Origin of the sequence: Agromyces hippuratus (assembly GCF_013410355.1) — a bacterium.
In the GTDB taxonomy this organism is placed as follows: Bacteria; Actinomycetota; Actinomycetes; order Actinomycetales; family Microbacteriaceae; genus Agromyces; species Agromyces hippuratus.
Genome location: NZ_JACCFI010000001.1, coordinates 2,082,380 through 2,100,099, shown reverse-complemented (window position 1 = coordinate 2,100,099; position 17,720 = coordinate 2,082,380). Strand labels below are relative to the sequence as shown.

Below are 17,720 nucleotides of genomic sequence, written 5' to 3'. Positions count from 1 at the left end.
AGAGAGCGGATGGCGAGTTCGGATCGGCGATCGTCAGCACGACATCGCCGTTGCCCCAGGACACCTCGTTGGCAGCGGTCTGAATGCCGCCAGGGAACTCAGAAAGCACCTGGTTGATTCGGACCTGCATCTCGTCTGTGGTGGCGTTCGCAGCTTGGCTGGGGAGGAGTAGTGCCGCAGCAAGGATAAATGTTGCGGCGATTCGGGTTCGGTACAAGATGGGTCAGGCCTTTCATTCCCAGGCTGTGTAATTGATGACCGCCGGCGCCTGGATGTCGGTGCGGTCGTGTCCCACATAGGTGGTTTCGATGGACAGGATTCCGGCGCCTTCAGTCGAGACGATGACGCGGTCCACATACTCGTCAGGAAGTCGGCTAGTGCTGGCGAACGAGATCCCTGGTCTTCCCAGGCGGTCGACGACCCGACCTTCGACGTCGAGGTCGGGGAGGACTGCGAGGAACTCGAGGGCGGCACGGGTCTGCTCAACCGAGAGCGACCGTTCGCCCAATAGCGAATTCAGTTCGAGCAGATAGTCTCCGCTCGTCATGTCGGGGCGTCCGGAGACTTGTTGCAAATACGGGCGGAATTCCTCAGCAGTAGTCGGCGGTTCGCCGTAGACGTAGGGGAACGCGCCCGGTTCGAACTCCTCGGCCCAGATCAGTTCACCAACGTGGTACGCGCTGGTTTCGATTGGGTTCCCGAACGAGTCGTAGGGTGCGCCTCGCCGCACTTCGATTCTTGAACCGTCCAGGCTGTGCTGCACCGTCCGCACTTCGGGTTCGACCGCGACCGACTCGATCGAGCTGTCCTCGCCGACGGTCAAAGACAGCGACCACGACTGGAAGCGGATGTCACCTTGAGAAGCGGGTTCCTTCATGTGGCTGCTGAGTTGCATGAACAGGTCCTTCGCGGAGCCGTCGATGGGAGTTATTTGCAACAGGGGCGGTGTCGCGGCCGCATACACTGGTGCCGGTCGGGCAGCGAAGAACGCACCGACCGTGACAGCGAGGAACACAGCAACTGCGGCAGCCACGGACAGGTAGACCGGATGGCGTCTGGCGGTGCGTCTGACACCCGTTTCGGTCGTGATCTGCTGCAATGTTTGGGTAGCGGCAGCGTCGAGCGGAGTCCCGCGCAAAGGCAGGTCGGGACGGGCAGCCCGAATCCGGCGGGTAAGTTCGAGATCGTCCATCAGTCCTCTCCAATCGTCGCGGGCACCATCGAGAGGAGTCCCTCAAGCTTCCGTCGTGCCCGATGCAGCCGAACGCGTAGGGTCGCGGGGAGCACCCAAGAATCTGGGCGATCTCATCTCGCGTCAGGTCCTCCCAGTACGTCATCCAGATCAGTTCTCGGTTGGCAGCGTCCAGACGATTCACCGCACTACGAAGGTCGAGCACATCGTCCGTCAGCGCGTCGGATCCTTCCCCTGAGAAGTGCGCCACGGCTCGGTCGATTCGTCTGGTGTGACGAAACCGACCGCGGTACTGGTTGCCGACTACGTTGCGCAGCGTCGAGTACAACCATGCGATCGTGAACACATGAGGTACGTCCTTGCGCTTCCGCCATGCTTGCGCGAACACCTCGGCCGCTGCATCCTCAGCATCGGAGCGATCGCTGAGGCGGTTGAACGCAGCTGTCACGATCACTGGATAGTAGGCGCGAAACAGGTCATCGAACTCGAACGTAGCCATACGGCTCAGCTCATCGCTCGGGATATCTGGTTCGACCACATAGACACAGTTTCCACTGCCGGCCGGCGCGTTACATTTTTTCCTAGTTGGCGACCAGCGGGCGGCACGGACGATTCGAATCCGCAGGCCCGTGTTCGAAACGTCGCCGATAGGTGCTTCTTGCCACCGGTGCGTTGGTTCGCGTCGTCCCGATAGACATGCAAATTGTTGGAGGCGAACGTCACGGTCTGCTGACGGCGAATGCACGTCGGCGGCGTTTTGATGACCGGACCAGGTGCAAGGACGCCGCTGCCCGCTCTTGCGCACTTCGCACTGCTGAAACGGGCACGGCACGTGAAACGGGCACGGCACGCCGAAGCCGGACTTGCGGGCTTTGGTACGTGGACCCATCGTTACGCTGCGATCTACTCTGCAGCGAGATGCCAGTGATCGCCCGGCCCAAGCCCGTTCCTGAAAGTTACGAGTGCCCGGGCGCCGTGTGATCCTTCTATCGCTGGACGGGCAATCGACGGCACTGCAAGCCGCACCCGCTAGAGCATCCCTATTGCGCTCCAGGTCGCAGCGGTGCAGGGAGTTCGCTAAGCGTCACGGACGTGCCCGTTTCTGCGCAACGTGTTGCGACGTAGTCCCCAGCGTTCTTGAGTGACTTTTCATGCCCGATTCGTCCGCCTTGCGTCGTCGAGTTCCATGCGTTCGAGAGGTTGGTTGCAGCCGCGTTGATCATGTCGGTCACATCGTCCGGTCCTTCCCGGCTGCCTAGGTCATTCCAGTCAGCTACGGTCTCGGTCCGCGCTTCGGCTGCGATCTGCAAGTCTTCAGTGCCGGATCGCACGTCGACGAGTCGATTCCAGCTCGATTCGAACGTCTGGCAGATCGGTTCGAGAGATGCCGCCTCGTCTGGTGCACAGGAAATCAGACCTGTCGCGGCGGCGAGAACGAGCAGGGCGCCCGCGATTCGCTGCGCTGGCCGTCGGGCACCCCGCTCGTTCATGGTCACGGAATTACTGTAACGATGCCTTGGACGGCCCAGATGGAACACGCCTGGTGCTTGAAACCGCTCGTCGTGGTCTGGAAGATGAGGTGGCAGGTGTCCAGGTTGGTAACCCATGTGACGCATCGGCCCTGGTGCTCGTACGCGCACACCCCGTACGGGGCGGCCTCTGCGGCGGATGCCGGCGCGGCGGTGAATCCAATCAATGCTCCGCCTGCCAATACAGCCGCCGCAGCTCCTGCCGCAAGACGTGACCACTTCTTCATCGGTTCTCCTTCGATCTCTCCTGAAGTGGCGCATCAGTCGATGGGCCACGGCAACGGCAACGGCAACCACGCATGTGTGTCGTTACATCGTCTGTTTCCAAGGAGGCGGTGGCCGTTACAACATCGGTGATCTTCGTGAGCGTGAACCGGTCGGAGCGAGGTGTGTTCGGAAAGAGGCAGTCGCGGGTCGACCGTATTGCGGAGACTCTCGGAAACGCCGTCGTCGATTCTCATGAAGGCTTCGCCGTTCTGCAGGATCAATAGCAGCATCGACTCGATCGAGACTTCCCCTCCGAGGCTCGGCAGCCAAGCCACATCATGAGCAAATGGGGCGTGCGCGTGCTGCTCGCGCTCACCGACGGTACGCACCGTTGGGGAGAGTTGCGCCGCGAGGTGCAGGGCATCAGCGAGAAGATGCTCGCCTCGACGTTGCGCACACTCGAGGCCGACGGCCTCGTCGCCCGCACGTCCTATCCCGAGGTGCCGCCGCGCGTCGAGTACGCGTTGACCGACCTCGGCCGGGAGCTCATGGGCCACATGCTGCCCCTGGTGCAGCGGGTGGCGGAGCGCGCCGACGGCATCGTGCAGGAGGCCTGACGCGGGCGGCTCCGCCGCTCGCTGCCTGATCAGACGATGGTGGGCAGCACTCCGCCGTCAGCTCTGAGTGCGGCGCCGTTCGTCGCCGACGACCGGGGGCTGGCCAGATAGGCGACCAGGCTGGCGATCTCCGCGGGTTCGATGAAGCGCTGGAGGAGCGACGAGCTGCGCACCAGGCCCGACTTCAGCTCCTCCGCCGACATCGAGTGGGCGGATGCGATCCGCTCGACCGTGGCAGCGACACCGTCGGAGTACGTCGGTCCGCCGAGAACGGTGTTCACGGTGACCCCGGTGCCTCGGGTGAGCTTCGCCAGCCCGTTGCTCAGCGCGAGCGCCGCTGCCTTCGTGGCGCCGTAGTGGATCATGTCGGCCGGCACGTCGACCGCCGACTCGGTGCCGATGAAGATGACCCGACCCCACCCCTTCTCGAGCATGGGCTCGAGCAGACGACGAGAAAGTCGCACGCTGCTCATCACGTTGACCTCGAAGTACCGCGACCACGCCTCGTCTGCGATGTCGGCGAAGCGCGCGACATCGAAGAGCCCGACGTTGTTGATCAGCACGTCCACCTCCCCGAGCGAGTCGAGGAGGGACTGCGTCTGCAGAGGGTCCGCGAGGTCGGCCGCGATCCCGGCGACATCCGCGCCGGGGACGGTGGCGCGAAGCCGTGCGACGGCGTCCATGACGCGATGCTCACCGCGCCCGTTGACGACGACCGATGCGCCTTCGACCAGGCACGCTTCGGCCGCCGCGTACCCGATCCCCTGAGTGGATCCACTGACGAACACTCTCTTGTCTGCGAGCTCGAGGTCCATGTCGTGTGTCGTCCTTCCGGCTGCCGTTGGCAGCAAATTACTTTCCTGAGAAAGTGAATGCTACGGCAGTTCACTTTCCTGAGCAAGTTTTCGCTAGGCTTGAGGGCATGGCTGCAAAGGAATCTGCCGACGAGTTGGATCACGACGAGCTCGCAACCTGGTCGGCCTTCGCGACACTCCTCGAGTGGGTGCCGGCGGCGCTCGACGCGCAATTGAAGCGCGATTCGGGGATCGGTCATTTCGATTTCGGAATCCTCTTCGCCCTCTCGCGGGCTGAGGATCACACCCTCCGCATGAGTGATCTCGCGGGCTACGCCAACAGCACCCTGTCGCGGCTCTCGCGCGCGGTGGACCGCCACGAGCGCGAGGGCTGGGTGCGACGCGCGCCCGATCCGGGCGACGGTCGCATCACGCTCGCAACGCTGACGAGCGAGGGTCGTGAGTTCGTCCGTGCGGCGACGCCGGGACACGTCCAGCTCGTGCGACGGCTCGTCTTCGACTCCCTCACCACGGCGCAGTCCCAGCAACTGAACGTCATCAGTCGGCGAATCACGGGTGCCGTCCGCTCCGAGGGTGGTTGGCAGCCCCCGAGCTGATGCCCATCGGCCGGGAACGGCACCGACTCGGGCGCTGATCGTCGGAAGGGCGACCCGCGGCCATCGCCGGCGCGCATCGCCACGCCCGGGCGAAGATGCGTGCGCTGCGCACCGAACCGCCCTACCATCGGAGGAGCGCACCGGCACCCCCACCCGACGTCGCCCTGAGTCGGACCCCCGCCCTGCCGATGCTGCAGCCCAGGAGCCCGAGTGACGACCCATCCCGACGACCAGCCCGTGTTCGGGTTCGGCGCGTCCGACGGCGAACTCGCGCCACGGCCGGGTCGTCGCAGCGCCGACGCCGGTGGCACGCTCCGCCCACGGCGCCTTCCGGCACCGGAGTGGGGGAGGCATCCGTCGCCGCGCGATGTGCAGCGCTACTACCTCTGCAGCGAAGAGCCGAGCGGCGAGTTCGTCGAGGTCATCATCCCGGTGACCGATGCCGGCCGCATCCGCTACTTCACGACGAGCGACGGCGACAAGCTGACCGAGGTCGACGAGGACTACTTCGTGCGCCGCCGCGAGGGCAACGCGCGGTCGCTGCTCGAGCTCGACGCCCGAGAGATGGCCGAACTGCAGGCGGAGCTCGACTTCGTGCGCCCCGTGCTCGGGCGCGATCCGCTCGCCGAGGCGGCCGAGGCGGCCGAGGCGGCACTGGCGCATACCGCGGGCCCGACGGATGCGACTGAACTCGACGCGGAGGTCGAACAGTTCGACGACGACCTCGCGCTCGCCGAGGGCGAGCCGACCGAGGTCATCGACCTGCCGTACCCGGTGCCGGTGCAGGTGCTCGCCTTCGCGCAGCCCATCGACTCGCCGGCGCCGATGCCGATACTGGAGCCCGAGCCCGAGCCCGAGCCCGAGCCCGAGCCCGAGCCCGCTCCTCCCGCTCCCGTTTCCGCGCAGCCGATCGTGCCGACGACGCCCGTCCCGTCGATGCCGCCGATCGTGCCGACGCCGGAGCCGCCCACGGCAACGGCCGACCCCCAAGACCGTGATGACGACGACGACCAGATGATCGAGGAGTACCACCCAGTGATCGGTTCCAACAGGTTCGAGCAGGTCGAGCCCGGGGCATCCGCGATGCCCGCCAACGTCACCCAGATGCCGATCTCGGTGACCGGGCCCGTCGCGCCGATTCCACCGACTGCCGTGGCAGCTCCGATGGCCGATCCGGGGCATGACGTCGACGCCGCGGCGCAGGTGGCGCTCGCGAAGGGCATCGCGTTCGCCGCGCACCGCGGCCAGCTCGACCAGATCGGCGCCGAGTACATCGACCACCCTGGCCGCGTGGCCGAGCGGTTCGACCCGCTCACCGAGCCGGTGCTCGTCGCGGCGGCATGGCTGCACGACGTGCTCGAAGACACCGCGGTCACCGCGCAGAACCTGCTCGAGGCGGGCGTGCAGCCCGAGGTCGTCGAGGCCGTGCAGCTCTTGACCCGCACTTCGGATGTCGCGGACGACACCTACTACGCACGCATCGCCCGCCATCCGGTGGCCCGCCGCGTGAAGCTCGCCGACCTCGACGACAACACCGCGCCGTGGCGCGTGCGCCGCCTCGAGTACGACGCGCAGGTGCGGCTCGCCGAGAAGTACCGCCACGCGCGCGAGGTGCTCAGCGCCGGCTGACCGCGTGGCTTCTTCAGTGTTCGCCGATCGACCTGAGCCTCGTTCGGCGAACACGCATGTCAGTTCCCCCTCATCGATGAGGGGGAACTGACATGCGTGTTGGGGGACCATCGAGTGCCCGGTGCGTGGGCCCGAAAGCGGCGGCCCCCATCTCACGACTCAGTGCGAGCCAACCGGCTCAGTGCTGGAGCACCGCCCAGGCGAGCAGGCGAGCAGCAACACGTCAGGGCGCGGACGTGCTGAGCGTACCCGTCGTCGACTCGTAGGTGGCGACCGAGCCGAGCGGACCGACGAGAGTGAGGCTGAACTCGCGGAGATCGGAAGATGTCGAGTACAGCACCTGTGCGCCCGCGGGAAGCGGCGCCAACGAGACACCATCCGGTGAGATCAGGGCGGACGAGTCGGTGGTGACGGCGAGCGAGGCCGGCCACGTGGCATCCGCAGATGCCGCCTGCTCGAGCACGAAGACTGCGGTGCCGACAGCCTGAGCGAGCGCGAGCCGCTCCGTCTCGACCGGTTCGGGGGTTGCCCCGTCGACGGGCAGCGCATCGGCCGGTGCCGGTTGGGTCGGAGAGGCCTGCGCACCGCTCAACCAGTGCGACGGAGCCGGAAGCCGGGTTCCGGAGCTCGCCAGCGCGATGGCAGCGAACGCGTAGGCGGTGACGGCGAAGGCGATGATTCCGATCACGATCCCGGCCTTCGAGACGATGCTTCCGCGCCCGCGGCTCGACCGGTACCTCGGTTCGGCCATGAACCCGCACCAGATCGCGAAGCTTGCGAAGCCTGCTATGCCGAACGTCCACACCGCGGCTCCCGCGAGCGGCGCGAAGCAGGCGAACACGAGACTTGCAATGCCGAACCCGAGGCTGGTCCAGCCAAGTGCGCGTGCCCAGCCGAGTCCCTCGATATGTCCGGCGCCGCGGATCGGTCGGCGGCCCGGGCGGGAGGGCGCCAGCGCGCGCGAATCGACGTCGGGCGGGGACCAATCGCGAGGTCCACCGGGCGGTGGAGACACAGGGCACCTTCGGGTTCGGGCGGAGTCGCCTGATCATCGCAGCGCGGGTGTCCGTCGCGGAACCCCCAAGGGTGGGGTGTTGACATCGACGCGGGGTACGAAATTCGTTGCTGCGCCGAACCCCTCCGCCCCGATACGTTGGGTCCAGAGGTCGGCCTCCCTAGGGCCGCGAACGGCACGACGTTGTGCCGGCTCGCCCGTCGGAGGGCATCGATCGCACTGAAGCGAGAGAGGGGAACTACCGATGAGAACCGCACCCCGCAACATCCGATGGCGCCGACGCGCGCTCGCCCTCGCCGGAGCATTGCTGCTCGGCTCATCCCTTGCGACGGCCGGCGCGGCCGCCGCAGAAGACGATCCACGCATCGACCTGCCACCCGGCTACCTCGACGCCCAGACGGCCACGAGCAACATCGAGCTGCTCGCGAGCCTGCCGCGCGTCGGAGCGTTCAACGCGAATCCCGGCAACTTCGGCTTCGTGAACTCCGACCTGGCGTTCTCGGGCGACAACGCGATCGTCGGCAACTTCAACGGCTTCCAGGTCTACGACGTGTCGGATGCCGCGGCGCCGACGCTGCGCGGCTCGTTCGTGTGCCCCGGCGGCCAGGGCGACGTCTCGGTCTACGGCGACCTGCTCTTCATGTCGGTCGAAGAGTCCCGTGGCCGCATCGACTGCGGCACGCAGGGTGCGCCGGGCGCGGTGAACGCCGAGCGGTTCCGCGGCGTGCGCATCTTCGACATCAGCGACATCGACAACCCGGTGCAGCTGCCGGGCGTGCAGACCTGTCGTGGCTCGCACACGCACACGCTCGTCGCCGATCCCGACGACACCGAGAACGTGTACATCTACAACTCGGGCACGTCGGGCGTGCGCTCGCCGCTCGAGCTCCCCGGTTGCGAGAACGCTCCCGCGAGCACGACGCCGGTCACGACCGGCAATCCCACGCAGTGGCGCATCGACGTCATCAAGGTGCCGCTCGCGAACCCCGGCGCAGCCGCCGTGGTCAGCCAGCCCCGCATCTTCAGCGACCCGGTGACGGGTGCGTTCAACGGCCTGCAGAACGGCCCGACGCAGCCGCTGCACCCGTCGGGCACGCCGTACTCGCCGAACCCGAACACGAACACGTGCCACGACATCACGGCGTATCCCGAGATCGGGCTCGCCGCAGGCGCATGCCAGGGCAACGGAATCCTGCTCGACATCTCCGACCCGGTGAACCCGATTCGGCTCGATGCGGTCGCCGACTCGAACTACTCGTACTGGCACTCGGCGACGTTCAACAACGACGGCACCAAGGTCATCTTCACCGACGAGTGGGGAGGCGGCACCGCTGCACGCTGCCGCGCGACCGACCAGCCCGAGTGGGGTGCCAACGCGCTCTTCGAGATCGTCGACGGCAAGCTCGAGTTCCAGAGCTACTACAAGCTGCCCGTGCCGCAGACCGCGCAGGAGAACTGTGTGGCGCACAACGGATCGATCATCCCGGTGCCCGGCCGCGACATCATGGTGCAGGCCTGGTACCAGGGCGGTCTGTCGATCATCGACTTCACCGACACGGCCAACCCGACCGAGATCGCCTATCTCGACCGCGGCCCGGTGAACTTCCCGAACGCGGGCGCGCTGAACCTCGCCGGCTACTGGTCGACCTACTGGTACAACGGCAACGTGCTCGGCAGCGAGATCGCGCGCGGCTTCGAGAGCCTCGCGCTCACCGAGAGCAGCCAGCTGTCGGCGAACGAGATCGAGGCGGCTGGTGAGATCGAGCTCGCCGAGTTCAACGCCCAGATGCAGACGAGCCTCGTGCACGAGCCCAGCTTCGCCGTGGCCCGGTCGTACGTCGACCAGGCCGAACGCGACGGCAGCCTGAGCGGCAACGCGCTGAAGCAGGTGAACAAGTCGATCGACCAGGCCGAGAAGCTCGCCGACGGCCCCGCCAGCGGCTCCGCCGTCAGCGCTCAGCTCGACGACGCAGCCAAGAAGTCGGGCGCTGCTGCCGACTCCGCACTGGTGCAGGCGCTGAACGCGCTGGCGGCGACCTACTGATCCGTGCGGGGAGGCCGGCTGTCGGCCTCCCCGCACGACGAGCGCCCAGCGACCCGAGGTCGCTGGGCGCTTTCGCGTTCGGCGAGCAGGTCGCGCTCGCTTCGGCGAGGCCGAGCAGGAGCCGCCGGCCTCGGGGCTACCGAGCGGCGAGCAGTTGCCGCATCTTCGCGATCTCGACCGCCTGGTCGGACTCGACGTGGCGCGCGAACTGGTCGGTCTCCGACTCGTGCCCGCCACCGGCGGCGTAGAGCTCGGTGACCATCTGCACGGCGCCCTCGTGGTGCATGATCATGTACTCGAGGAACAGCCGCTCGAACTCCGCCCCGTCGGCCGCCTCGAGCTCGGCGAGCTGCGTCTCGGTGAGCATTCCGGGCATCGAGTGCCCGTCGCTGTCGTGGCCGTCGTGCCCGCCGCCGGCGCGCGCGTCGTTCAGCGGCACCACTCGGTCTTGCAACCACTTCGTGATGAGGGCGAGCTCGTCGGTCTGGCTGACCTTCATGCGCTCGGCGAGCAGGCGGATGTCGCGGTCATCCGTTCGGTCGTCGACGAACCCGGTCATCGTGATGGCCTGGTCGTGGTGCTGCATCATGTCGAGCATGAACTGCTCGTCGGCCTCGGTGTGCTTCGGCGACTCGAGGTTCAGCGAGTCCTCGGGGGAGAGGGTGTGATTCTCCTCACCGGGGGCGCCGAGCTGCACGACGGGGCTCGTGGGCGCGACCTGGGGCGCACCCGCCGTGCAGGCGGCCAGCCCGAACACGAGGGCAAGCGACATGCAGACCGGGCCGGAGCGTCGCACAACCGTCATCCACATACCTCGTCTTCATCGAAGGGTCATCGTCCATCTAACTCGATGCCGTTGCCCGGGGCTACCATTGGCGCAGGGGGAGCACCGATGTCGTCACCCGAAGCCCGAGACACGGATCCGACGCTGATCGGCTCGGTGCAGCGCGCCCTTCGCCTGGTCGACATCGTCGCCAACGAGCCGCGGCCCATGCCCGTGAAGGCGCTCGTCGCGGCGAGCGGGCTCACCCCGGGCACGACCTACAACCTCGTGCGCACCCTCGTGCACGAGGGCTACCTCGCACGCGAACCCGACGGACTGCTGCTGGGCACCAGGTTCCCGGCCTTCGTCAGGGCGGATGCCGCGCACGGGGTGTTCCTCTCGCGCGTGCGCACCGCGCTCCGCGGCGTGACCGAAGAGCTCGGTGCGACCGCCTACCTCTCGCGATTCGAAGACGGCGAGGTGCATCTCGTCGACATCGTCGATGCCGTGCACAACCCGCGCGTCGAGCTCTGGGTCGGGTTGCACAGCAGCGCGCACGCGACGGCGCTCGGCAAGCAGATCCTCGCCGTGCTGTCCGAGGCGGAGCGGCTCGACTACGTGTCGCGGCATCCGCTCGCCGAGCTCACGCAGCACACGATCAGCGACCGGCGCGTGCTGCTCGACCAGCTCGAGCGCTCGCGCGAGAGCGTCGTCGACCGCGAGGAGTACGCGATCGGCTACACGTGCATCGCCGTGCCGGTGAGCGCGGCCGGCATCACCGCATCGCTCGCGGTGTCGCTGCCGACGGAGGTCGCCGCGCACGCCGATTCGGGCCTCGTTCGCCGCCTCCAGGCAGCGGCGAGCGATCTCTCGCTGCAGCTCGGTGCCGACCGGCTGGGGCGTCCGGGCGCCTGACCGACGGATGCCCCGGCTCGCGCCTGCGGCATCCGATGTTCATCATCTGAAATCCTCGCGTTGCCGCGCACCGCCCGATGCGCCTAGCGTGACGAACACGCGACATAGGGCGCGTGGCTCCATCGCCACCTGATCGCTTCACGTGATCGACCTTCGGGGGACGGTTCGGATTCGTACACCGAGGTGGGATGGTGGGCGCGCGGGGAGAGGGTTTCGGGTCTTTCTCCCCGCGTATCGCTCATTCAGGCGCGTTGCGGCGACCTACATCAGCCAGTACTCGCCGACCGAGTCGCGGGCCGGCTTCAGCCCGAACCGCTCCGACGGCTTCGCGCCGTGCAGCACGACGCCGAACAGGTCGCCGATCACGCTGCGATTCGTGCAGAAGTAGGCGTGGCCGAGGCGATCGTCGCGCTGGTCGTCGACGACGATGTCGGTCACGACCACGGTCTCCATCGGCGCGATCACGATGACGCCGTCGGTGATCTGGCCGGCCCGGCCCGCCCGATGGATGCGGTCGGAGAAGTCGAGGGCGGTGTCGACGCCACACGCGTACAGCGTGAGGCGTGGCGGTGCGACATCCGTTCCCGCATCGGGCGCTGCCGCGAGGGCCGCGTTGAAGTCCGTGATGAACTGCCGAAAGGTGCCCGCATCGATATCGGGCGCCGCGAACACCAGTTCGCGCAGCGGCGTCGCGTAGTCGTTGGCGCCGCGCACCAGGCGTTCGAGGGCGCCGGTGGTCGCGCGATTGCCCATGCTGTGCGCGACGACGTGGATGCGGCGGGCGCCCGTCTCGGTCATCAACCGCTCGAGCACGTGCACGAGGTGCGGCACCGACCAGGCGACGGATGCCTCGTCGGCGGTGTACGCGAGCGTCTTGCCGCGCGACGGCCACGAGAAGAGCACCGGAAGCCCGCGGAACTCGAGATCGTAGGTGAACTGGGCGGCCCGCAGGGCGGCCTGTTCCCATGAGGTGTTGTAGCCGTGCACGAAGAGCAGGATGTCGTCGCTCGTGTCTGCCGGGTCATCCGATTCGGGGCCTGAGACCTCGGCACGGATGCTGGCGAGCCATTCCGTCTCGTCGAGCTCGCGCAGCTCCTGCACGATGAGGTGCTTGTCGGGATTGGCGCGGAACTCGAGCTTGAACAGCGACGGCTTCTCGAGGTGGCCCTTGCGGTGGCTGTCGGGGATGCTCACCGTGACCTGGCCGTAGCTGAGCGCGCCGAGACCGTCTGCGCCGGTGTTGCGGCCGGTTCCGAATCGCTCCGCTGCGGGCGCATCGCGAACATGCTCGCGATCGGTCGCGAACCAGACCGGCACGCGAACGTGTCGCGCGTTGGAGGCGCGTGAGGCCCCGGCCGACCTCGCAAACGGGTCGTAGGGTTCGAGGCGAACGGGCGGGGGCTCCTGCTGTTGCTGCTGTTGTTGCTGTTGCTGTTGTTGCTGCTGCTGTTGTTGCTGTTGCTGCTGCTGCTCTTGTTGTTGTTGTTGTTGTTGTTGTTGTTGCTGCTGCTGTTGCTCTTGCTGTTGTGGCGGTGGTGGTGGGGCTTCGGCCTCGACCTTGCGCATCGGCCTGCCGTCCACCCAGACGACGTCTCGGTCGCTGAAGTCATCGGTCCCGCTCAACTGAGGCAGGCGGTCGGGCCAGAGGAACGTGCGCGGCCACGTCGCGTCTCCGGCTGTGGAGCGGAGGAACCACGGGCGCTCCGCCGAGTCGGCGTCCAACTCGGTGATGCTCGCGAACGACTCCGTATCCGCGACGAGTGCGACGACCTCGGGTCGCCACGGCCAGCCGGATGGATGCACCGCACTCCAGCTCAGCAGCAGCGCCGCGATCTCGTACACCTCGTCATCGGTCGTCTCGGTCTCGTCGTCGAGGATCCGGAGGAGCGCCGTCAGGTCGGCCTCGAGCGCCGGCATGCGGTCGCCGGTGAACTCGGCGATGCTCGGGAGCAGCATCGCAAGGTCCTCTTGGATCCAGTCGAGCTCGCGGTCGTACACGTCGTCGTTCATGGCCAACCTTCTTCCACTTGCCGCCGTCGGCTCAGGGATCGCGCGACAGCGTGCAGCTCACGGTGTACGTGCCGTCGGAGATGGTGTCGAAGACGGTGACCGCCACCGTGCGCTTGCGCTCGGGTGGCTCGTTGGGGCTGAGTCCCGCGATCGTCCACGAGGTCACGCCGTGCGCGGCCCCGAGGTCGTCGGGGTCCTCGATGACGAAGTCGAGGGTCTCGGTGAAGCCGACCGACTTGCTCGGGCCGCCTCCGCGCTGCACCACTTCGAAGAAGATCTTCTCCGCGATACCGGGCCAGTCCTCGCCGGTGTCGGCATCGTCCCAGTCGGTCGTGAGCAGCTTGTCGCCGTCCATCCACATCTCGAACACGGGCTCGTCCTCGCCCGGCCAGTCGGGGCCCGACTCGTCGGTGACGTGCACGGTGAAGCCCTTGTCGAGCCGCAGGTAGCTCACCGGCGTCGACCAGCGGATGGCCTGCCCGGTGTCGGCGTCGCTGTCGCGGCGAACGGTGATGAACAGCTCGTCGTCGGCGCCGGCGGCGAAGTCGTGCGTGAGGGTGCCCGAACCCGAGTCGCTGCCGAGCGTGCTGCTCGCGGCATCCAGTGCCTCGATGCTTCCCGACCCTATCGGCTGCTCGACGGTGACGGACTCCTGGCGGGACTTGCCCATGAGCGTCTCGAGCGTCTTCAACCTGAACCACGCGATGTCGTCATCGCCCAGCCGCTGGTTCTCGGGGAACGGCACGGGCACGTCGAGGTGGGCCGGCAATGCGATCGCGGTGGCCTTGGTGTCGCCGAGGTGCTCGAGCACGATCAGCACGCCGCCGCCCGGGTCGCCGCTCTTGGTGCGCATCGAGACGAGCAGCGGCGAGCGGTTGACGTAGGTCGAGCCCTCGTCGCCGACCTGCCGTTCGAACTCTCGATAGATGCCCTCGACGGCCGGCGGCACGTCGGTGACCGACAGCGAGTCCAGCCGGGTCAGGGGCCGCGAGATGTCGTCGGCGGCGTAGACCTCGACGACGAGCGACGGGCTGTGGTGGAACGTGTACGTGCCCGGCCGGCGCAGCCAGGCCCACGATCGGCCGCCCTCGACGGCGATGTCGGGCTGCACGAAGGTCGCAAGCGACGTCTGCGGCTGCCCGACGCCCGAGCCGCCCGCGCTCGGGCCGAGGGCGTCGATGTCGACCGCCGAGGTGGGCTGGCAGTGGTCGTCGCGCATCTGGATCAGTGCTTCGAGCGCGTAGTGGTCCGAGGTGTCGCGGTGCCCGACGCGCATGTGGTGGGCGACCAGGTCGATGCCGTCGATCGTCTTGAACCGGCAGATGTAGTCGAGCCGCTGCTCGGCCTGCGTCTCGCGGTTGCGGTTGGTGAGGCCGGGGTCGAGGTCCTCCGTCACGCCCGGCGGGCGCATCTCGATCCAGCTGTCGGCGAAGAGGTCGCCGAAGGGGTCGCCCGCGGTGTCGAAGATGTCGAACCACTCGTTGCTCGTCGCGTCGAGGTCGCCGCGGATGTTGAGGTCGCCGGCCACGATCACGTTCTGCCAGTTGTTGGGCGACGAGCCGAGCACCTCGGCGACCAGGTCGCGGATCTCGGCGAGCTGGTTCTTGCGCACGTCGCGGTACTGCTCTTCGGTGTCGTAGGAGGCCTGCAGGTGGGTGAACACCAGCGTCGTGACCTCGGCGGGCCGGCCGACCTGCACGAGCACGGCGGCCTTCGACGCCCAGGTGTCGGCGCCCGCGTCATCCGCGTAGAAGCGCTCACGGCGGTCGCCGCCGCCCGGCAGCGTGAGGAACGGGAGCTGCGAGAACACCATCAGCCCCGCGTCCTCTTCGAGGTCGCCCTCGTGCACCGACTCGATCACGTGGGGCCACTTCGCCTTCAGCTCGGCGATCAGCAGGTCGCGGGCGTCCTCGCTGAACACCTCGTTGAGGGCGAGCACGTCGGGCCGTTCCTTCGGCTTGATCTTGAGCAGGTCGGCGGCGACGGCCTCGGCGCGCGCGATCGAGTCGGCGGAGCCACCGGGCAGCAGGCCGGCGATGCCGGCGGGCACGCTCACCGTGCCCTCGCTGACTCCGGCGATCACCGGCAGCAACTGCACGTTGAACGTCATCAGACGCAGCGGTCGCATCAGCGCACCGCCTTCGGTCGCTCGGTCGACGCGTCGGCGTCGTCGGTTTCGTTCCGGCCATCTGTTCGCAGTCGCATGGCGTCCGCCTTCCCTCATGGCGGTGTCACCGTACTGCCGTGTCATGGCATCGGCCTCAGGGTTGTCCCTCCCCGTTCGACCGGTCTGTCGGCCGGCGCCCCACTCGGCTACCGTGGCGGCCATGCAGAGCGATACGGCAGCGGCCCCTGAATCGCCGCCGGAGATGGCGCGGCGCCTGATCGAGCAGAACACCTACCTCACCCTCGCCACTGCCGACGCCGACGGGCGCCCGTGGGCGAGCCCCGTCTGGTTCGCGGCGCGCGGCCTCTCCGAGTTCTTCTGGGTCTCCCGCACCGCTCGGCGGCACTCGCACAACATCGCAGCGCGGCCCGAAGTCGCGCTCGTCGTGTTCGACTCGACGGCACCCGTGGGTCGGGCCGAAGCCGTGTACGTCGATGCGGTCGCGCAGCAGGTCGACGAGGCCGACCTCGCGGCAGCGCTCGCGGTCTACAGCGGGTGCTCGGTGGAGCAAGGGCTGCCGGCTTGGGATGCCGCGGCGGTCACCGGTGATGCCCCGCACCGCCTGTACGTGGCGCGCGCCACCGAGGTGTTCGTGCTCGACGAGACGGAGGGGCGGGTCAGCGTTCCGGTGGAGTGACCGGGCGGCCTCGATGTCACGCGATTTCGATCGCGCACGATGTCGATCTCGCCCGCTGCGGATCGACGCATGAGTAGAGGCATCCGCTTCTGAAGTATTCGTACTCATGTCGTAGGAGAAGATCGTGTCGACTCCCCGGGCTCTTCGGCCGCTGCGCAACCCCGCCTATCGCTGGCTCGCGGCGGCCCTCGTGTCATCCCTCGTCGGTTCCGGCATCTGGCTGGTCGCGCTCGTCTGGCAGATCGTCGAGATCGGCGGCGGCGCGGCCGAGCTCTCGCTCGTCGCGGGCGCGTCGGCCATCGGCATGCTGCTGACGACGCTGCTCGGCGGTGCGCTCGCCGACCGCATCCCGCAGCGGAGGATCCTGCTCGTCGTCGAGGTCGTGCGCACCGCGAGCATCGGCATCGTCGCACTGCTGTCGCTCACGTGCACCCTCGCGGTCTGGCAGCTCGCCGCGGTCGCCCTCGTCGGCGGCATCATGGCCGGGCTGTACTACCCGGCCTATTCGGCGCTGCTGCCGAGCGTCGTACCTGAAGACCAGCTGCTCGCCGCCAACGGATTCGAGGGCATGGCCCGGCCCGTGCTCATGCAGGCGGCCGGTCCGGCGCTCGCAAGCGCGCTCATCGCCGTCTCGTCGCCCGGTGCGGCACTCGCGGTCGCCGCGCTGACGGGCGCTGCGGCGGTCGGATGCCTCGTGAAGGTGCCCGACCTGCCGCTGCGGGGCGGGCAGGCTGGCGACCACGGCGAGCAGTCCGAGGCGAGCAGCGGCGGCTCGCGGCATCCGGCCCTCGCATTGCTCGTCGACGTGCGCGAGGGCTTCGTCTACATGGCCCGCACGCCCTGGCTGCTCGGCACGCTCGGGTTCGCGTCGCTCCTGATCCTCTTGATCATGGGGCCGTTCGAGGTGCTCGTGCCGTTCGTGATCAAGGATTCCGCCGGCGGCGGCCCGCAGGAGCACGCGCTGATTCTCGCGGCGTTCGGCATCGGCGGTGCGGTCGGCTCGATGGTCGTCGCCTCCCTCAAGCTGCCGCGTCGGTACCTGACGGTGATGAACCTGCTGTGGGCATTCGGATGCCTCCCGCTCGCGGTCTTCGGAATGACCGATCAGATCTGGCTCATGGTGATCGCGGCGTTCGCCGTGGGTGCGGCGTTCAACGGCGGCGTCGTGATCTGGGGCACGCTGCTGCAGCGCCGGGTGCCGCCGGCCATGCTCGGGCGGGTCTCGAGCCTCGACTTCTTCGTCTCGCTCGCGTTCATGCCCGTGTCGATGGCCATCGCCGGGCCGGCGGGGGAGACGGTCGGACTGCCCGTGGTGTTCCTGATCGCGGGGGTCGCCCCGCTCGTGATCGGCGTGGTCGCGATCGTGGCGGCGCGGATGACGCGCGACGAGATCGCGCATCCGCTCGACGCTCTGCCGGTTGAGCCTGTCGAAACCCAGCCCGCCGCGGGACTGCTGGTTGAGCCTGTCGAAACCCAGCCCGCCGATGCTCTGCCGGTTGAGCCTGTCGAAACCCACCCCGAGCGCCTGCTCCCCGTCAACGCCTGACCACCCACCCCAGCCGCCTCCCAGCCACCCCCATAGGA

15 protein-coding genes and 1 pseudogene are annotated in these 17,720 nt (G+C 67.9%); 7 read left to right on the top strand and 9 right to left on the bottom strand.

Annotation, left to right across the window (positions count from 1 at the left end):
* Window positions 1-232 precede the first annotated feature (232 nt).
* The 4 genes and pseudogenes from BJY17_RS09795 to BJY17_RS09780 form a co-directional block, all read right to left on the bottom strand.
* The gene (locus BJY17_RS09795; RefSeq protein ID WP_246303694.1) at window positions 233-1,192 is read right to left on the bottom strand and encodes a hypothetical protein; all 960 of its coding nucleotides are present in this window, start codon (window positions 1,190-1,192) and stop codon (window positions 233-235) included.
* 94 nt (window positions 1,193-1,286) lie between these two features.
* A pseudogene (locus BJY17_RS19030) lies at window positions 1,287-1,691 on the bottom strand (RNA polymerase sigma factor); the annotation flags it as partial.
* Between the two features lie 541 nt (window positions 1,692-2,232).
* A complete protein-coding gene (locus tag BJY17_RS09785) occupies window positions 2,233-2,688 on the bottom strand; it encodes a hypothetical protein (RefSeq protein ID WP_179551179.1) in 456 nt (151 codons plus the stop codon).
* Window positions 2,685-2,948: a hypothetical protein gene (locus BJY17_RS09780; protein ID WP_179551178.1), complete on the bottom strand. Its 264-nt coding sequence runs from the start codon at window positions 2,946-2,948 to the stop codon at window positions 2,685-2,687. The genes BJY17_RS09785 and BJY17_RS09780 overlap by 4 nt, the downstream gene beginning before the upstream one ends.
* Window positions 2,949-3,266: 318 nt before the next feature.
* On the opposite strand from BJY17_RS09780, the gene BJY17_RS09775 reads away from it, so the two are divergent.
* On the top strand, window positions 3,267-3,545 hold the full coding sequence (locus BJY17_RS09775; RefSeq protein ID WP_179551177.1) for a winged helix-turn-helix transcriptional regulator: 279 nt from the start codon (window positions 3,267-3,269) through the stop codon (window positions 3,543-3,545).
* A 29-nt stretch (window positions 3,546-3,574) separates the two neighbouring features.
* On the opposite strand, the gene BJY17_RS09770 is transcribed toward BJY17_RS09775, so the two are convergent.
* A complete protein-coding gene (locus BJY17_RS09770; RefSeq protein WP_179551176.1) occupies window positions 3,575-4,360 on the bottom strand; it encodes an SDR family NAD(P)-dependent oxidoreductase in 786 nt (261 codons plus the stop codon).
* A gap of 5 nt (window positions 4,361-4,365) precedes the next feature.
* On the opposite strand from BJY17_RS09770, the gene BJY17_RS09765 reads away from it, so the two are divergent.
* A complete protein-coding gene (locus tag BJY17_RS09765) occupies window positions 4,366-4,956 on the top strand; it encodes a MarR family winged helix-turn-helix transcriptional regulator (protein WP_322789801.1) in 591 nt (196 codons plus the stop codon).
* A 210-nt stretch (window positions 4,957-5,166) separates the two neighbouring features.
* Window positions 5,167-6,585, top strand: a complete 1,419-nt coding sequence (locus BJY17_RS18515; protein ID WP_246303693.1) for a hypothetical protein — start codon at window positions 5,167-5,169, stop codon at window positions 6,583-6,585.
* Window positions 6,586-6,808: 223 nt separating this feature from the next.
* Here the strand turns inward: BJY17_RS18515 and BJY17_RS09755 are convergent, their stop codons facing one another.
* Complete coding sequence (locus tag BJY17_RS09755; protein ID WP_179551175.1) at window positions 6,809-7,273, bottom strand: hypothetical protein; 465 nt, start codon at window positions 7,271-7,273, stop codon at window positions 6,809-6,811.
* Window positions 7,274-7,844: 571 nt separating this feature from the next.
* Here BJY17_RS09755 and BJY17_RS09750 point away from each other — a divergent pair.
* A complete protein-coding gene (locus BJY17_RS09750) occupies window positions 7,845-9,644 on the top strand; it encodes an LVIVD repeat-containing protein (protein WP_179551174.1) in 1,800 nt (599 codons plus the stop codon).
* A 136-nt stretch (window positions 9,645-9,780) separates the two neighbouring features.
* Here the strand turns inward: BJY17_RS09750 and BJY17_RS09745 are convergent, their stop codons facing one another.
* A complete protein-coding gene (locus BJY17_RS09745) occupies window positions 9,781-10,416 on the bottom strand; it encodes a DUF305 domain-containing protein (protein WP_179551173.1) in 636 nt (211 codons plus the stop codon).
* A 120-nt stretch (window positions 10,417-10,536) separates the two neighbouring features.
* Here BJY17_RS09745 and BJY17_RS09740 point away from each other — a divergent pair, with 120 nt between their 5' ends.
* Window positions 10,537-11,322 carry an IclR family transcriptional regulator gene (locus BJY17_RS09740; protein WP_179551172.1) on the top strand — a complete coding sequence of 262 codons (786 nt, stop codon included), beginning with the start codon at window positions 10,537-10,539 and terminating at the stop codon, window positions 11,320-11,322.
* A 261-nt stretch (window positions 11,323-11,583) separates the two neighbouring features.
* Here the strand turns inward: BJY17_RS09740 and BJY17_RS09735 are convergent, their stop codons facing one another.
* Window positions 11,584-13,332 (bottom strand): alpha/beta hydrolase, encoded by a 1,749-nt coding sequence (locus BJY17_RS09735; RefSeq protein ID WP_179551171.1) that lies wholly within the window; start codon window positions 13,330-13,332, stop codon window positions 11,584-11,586.
* Window positions 13,333-13,363: 31 nt separating this feature from the next.
* Entirely contained in the window at window positions 13,364-15,460 is a 2,097-nt protein-coding gene (locus BJY17_RS09730) for an endonuclease/exonuclease/phosphatase family protein (RefSeq protein ID WP_179551170.1), read from the bottom strand.
* A 199-nt stretch (window positions 15,461-15,659) separates the two neighbouring features.
* On the opposite strand from BJY17_RS09730, the gene BJY17_RS09725 reads away from it, so the two are divergent.
* Together BJY17_RS09725 and BJY17_RS09720 are read left to right on the top strand one after the other, a co-directional pair.
* Window positions 15,660-16,136 carry a pyridoxamine 5'-phosphate oxidase family protein gene (locus BJY17_RS09725; RefSeq protein ID WP_179551169.1) on the top strand — a complete coding sequence of 159 codons (477 nt, stop codon included), beginning with the start codon at window positions 15,660-15,662 and terminating at the stop codon, window positions 16,134-16,136.
* Between the two features lie 124 nt (window positions 16,137-16,260).
* Window positions 16,261-17,682: an MFS transporter gene (locus tag BJY17_RS09720; protein ID WP_322789800.1), complete on the top strand. Its 1,422-nt coding sequence runs from the start codon at window positions 16,261-16,263 to the stop codon at window positions 17,680-17,682.
* The last annotated feature ends 38 nt before the right edge of the window (window positions 17,683-17,720 follow it).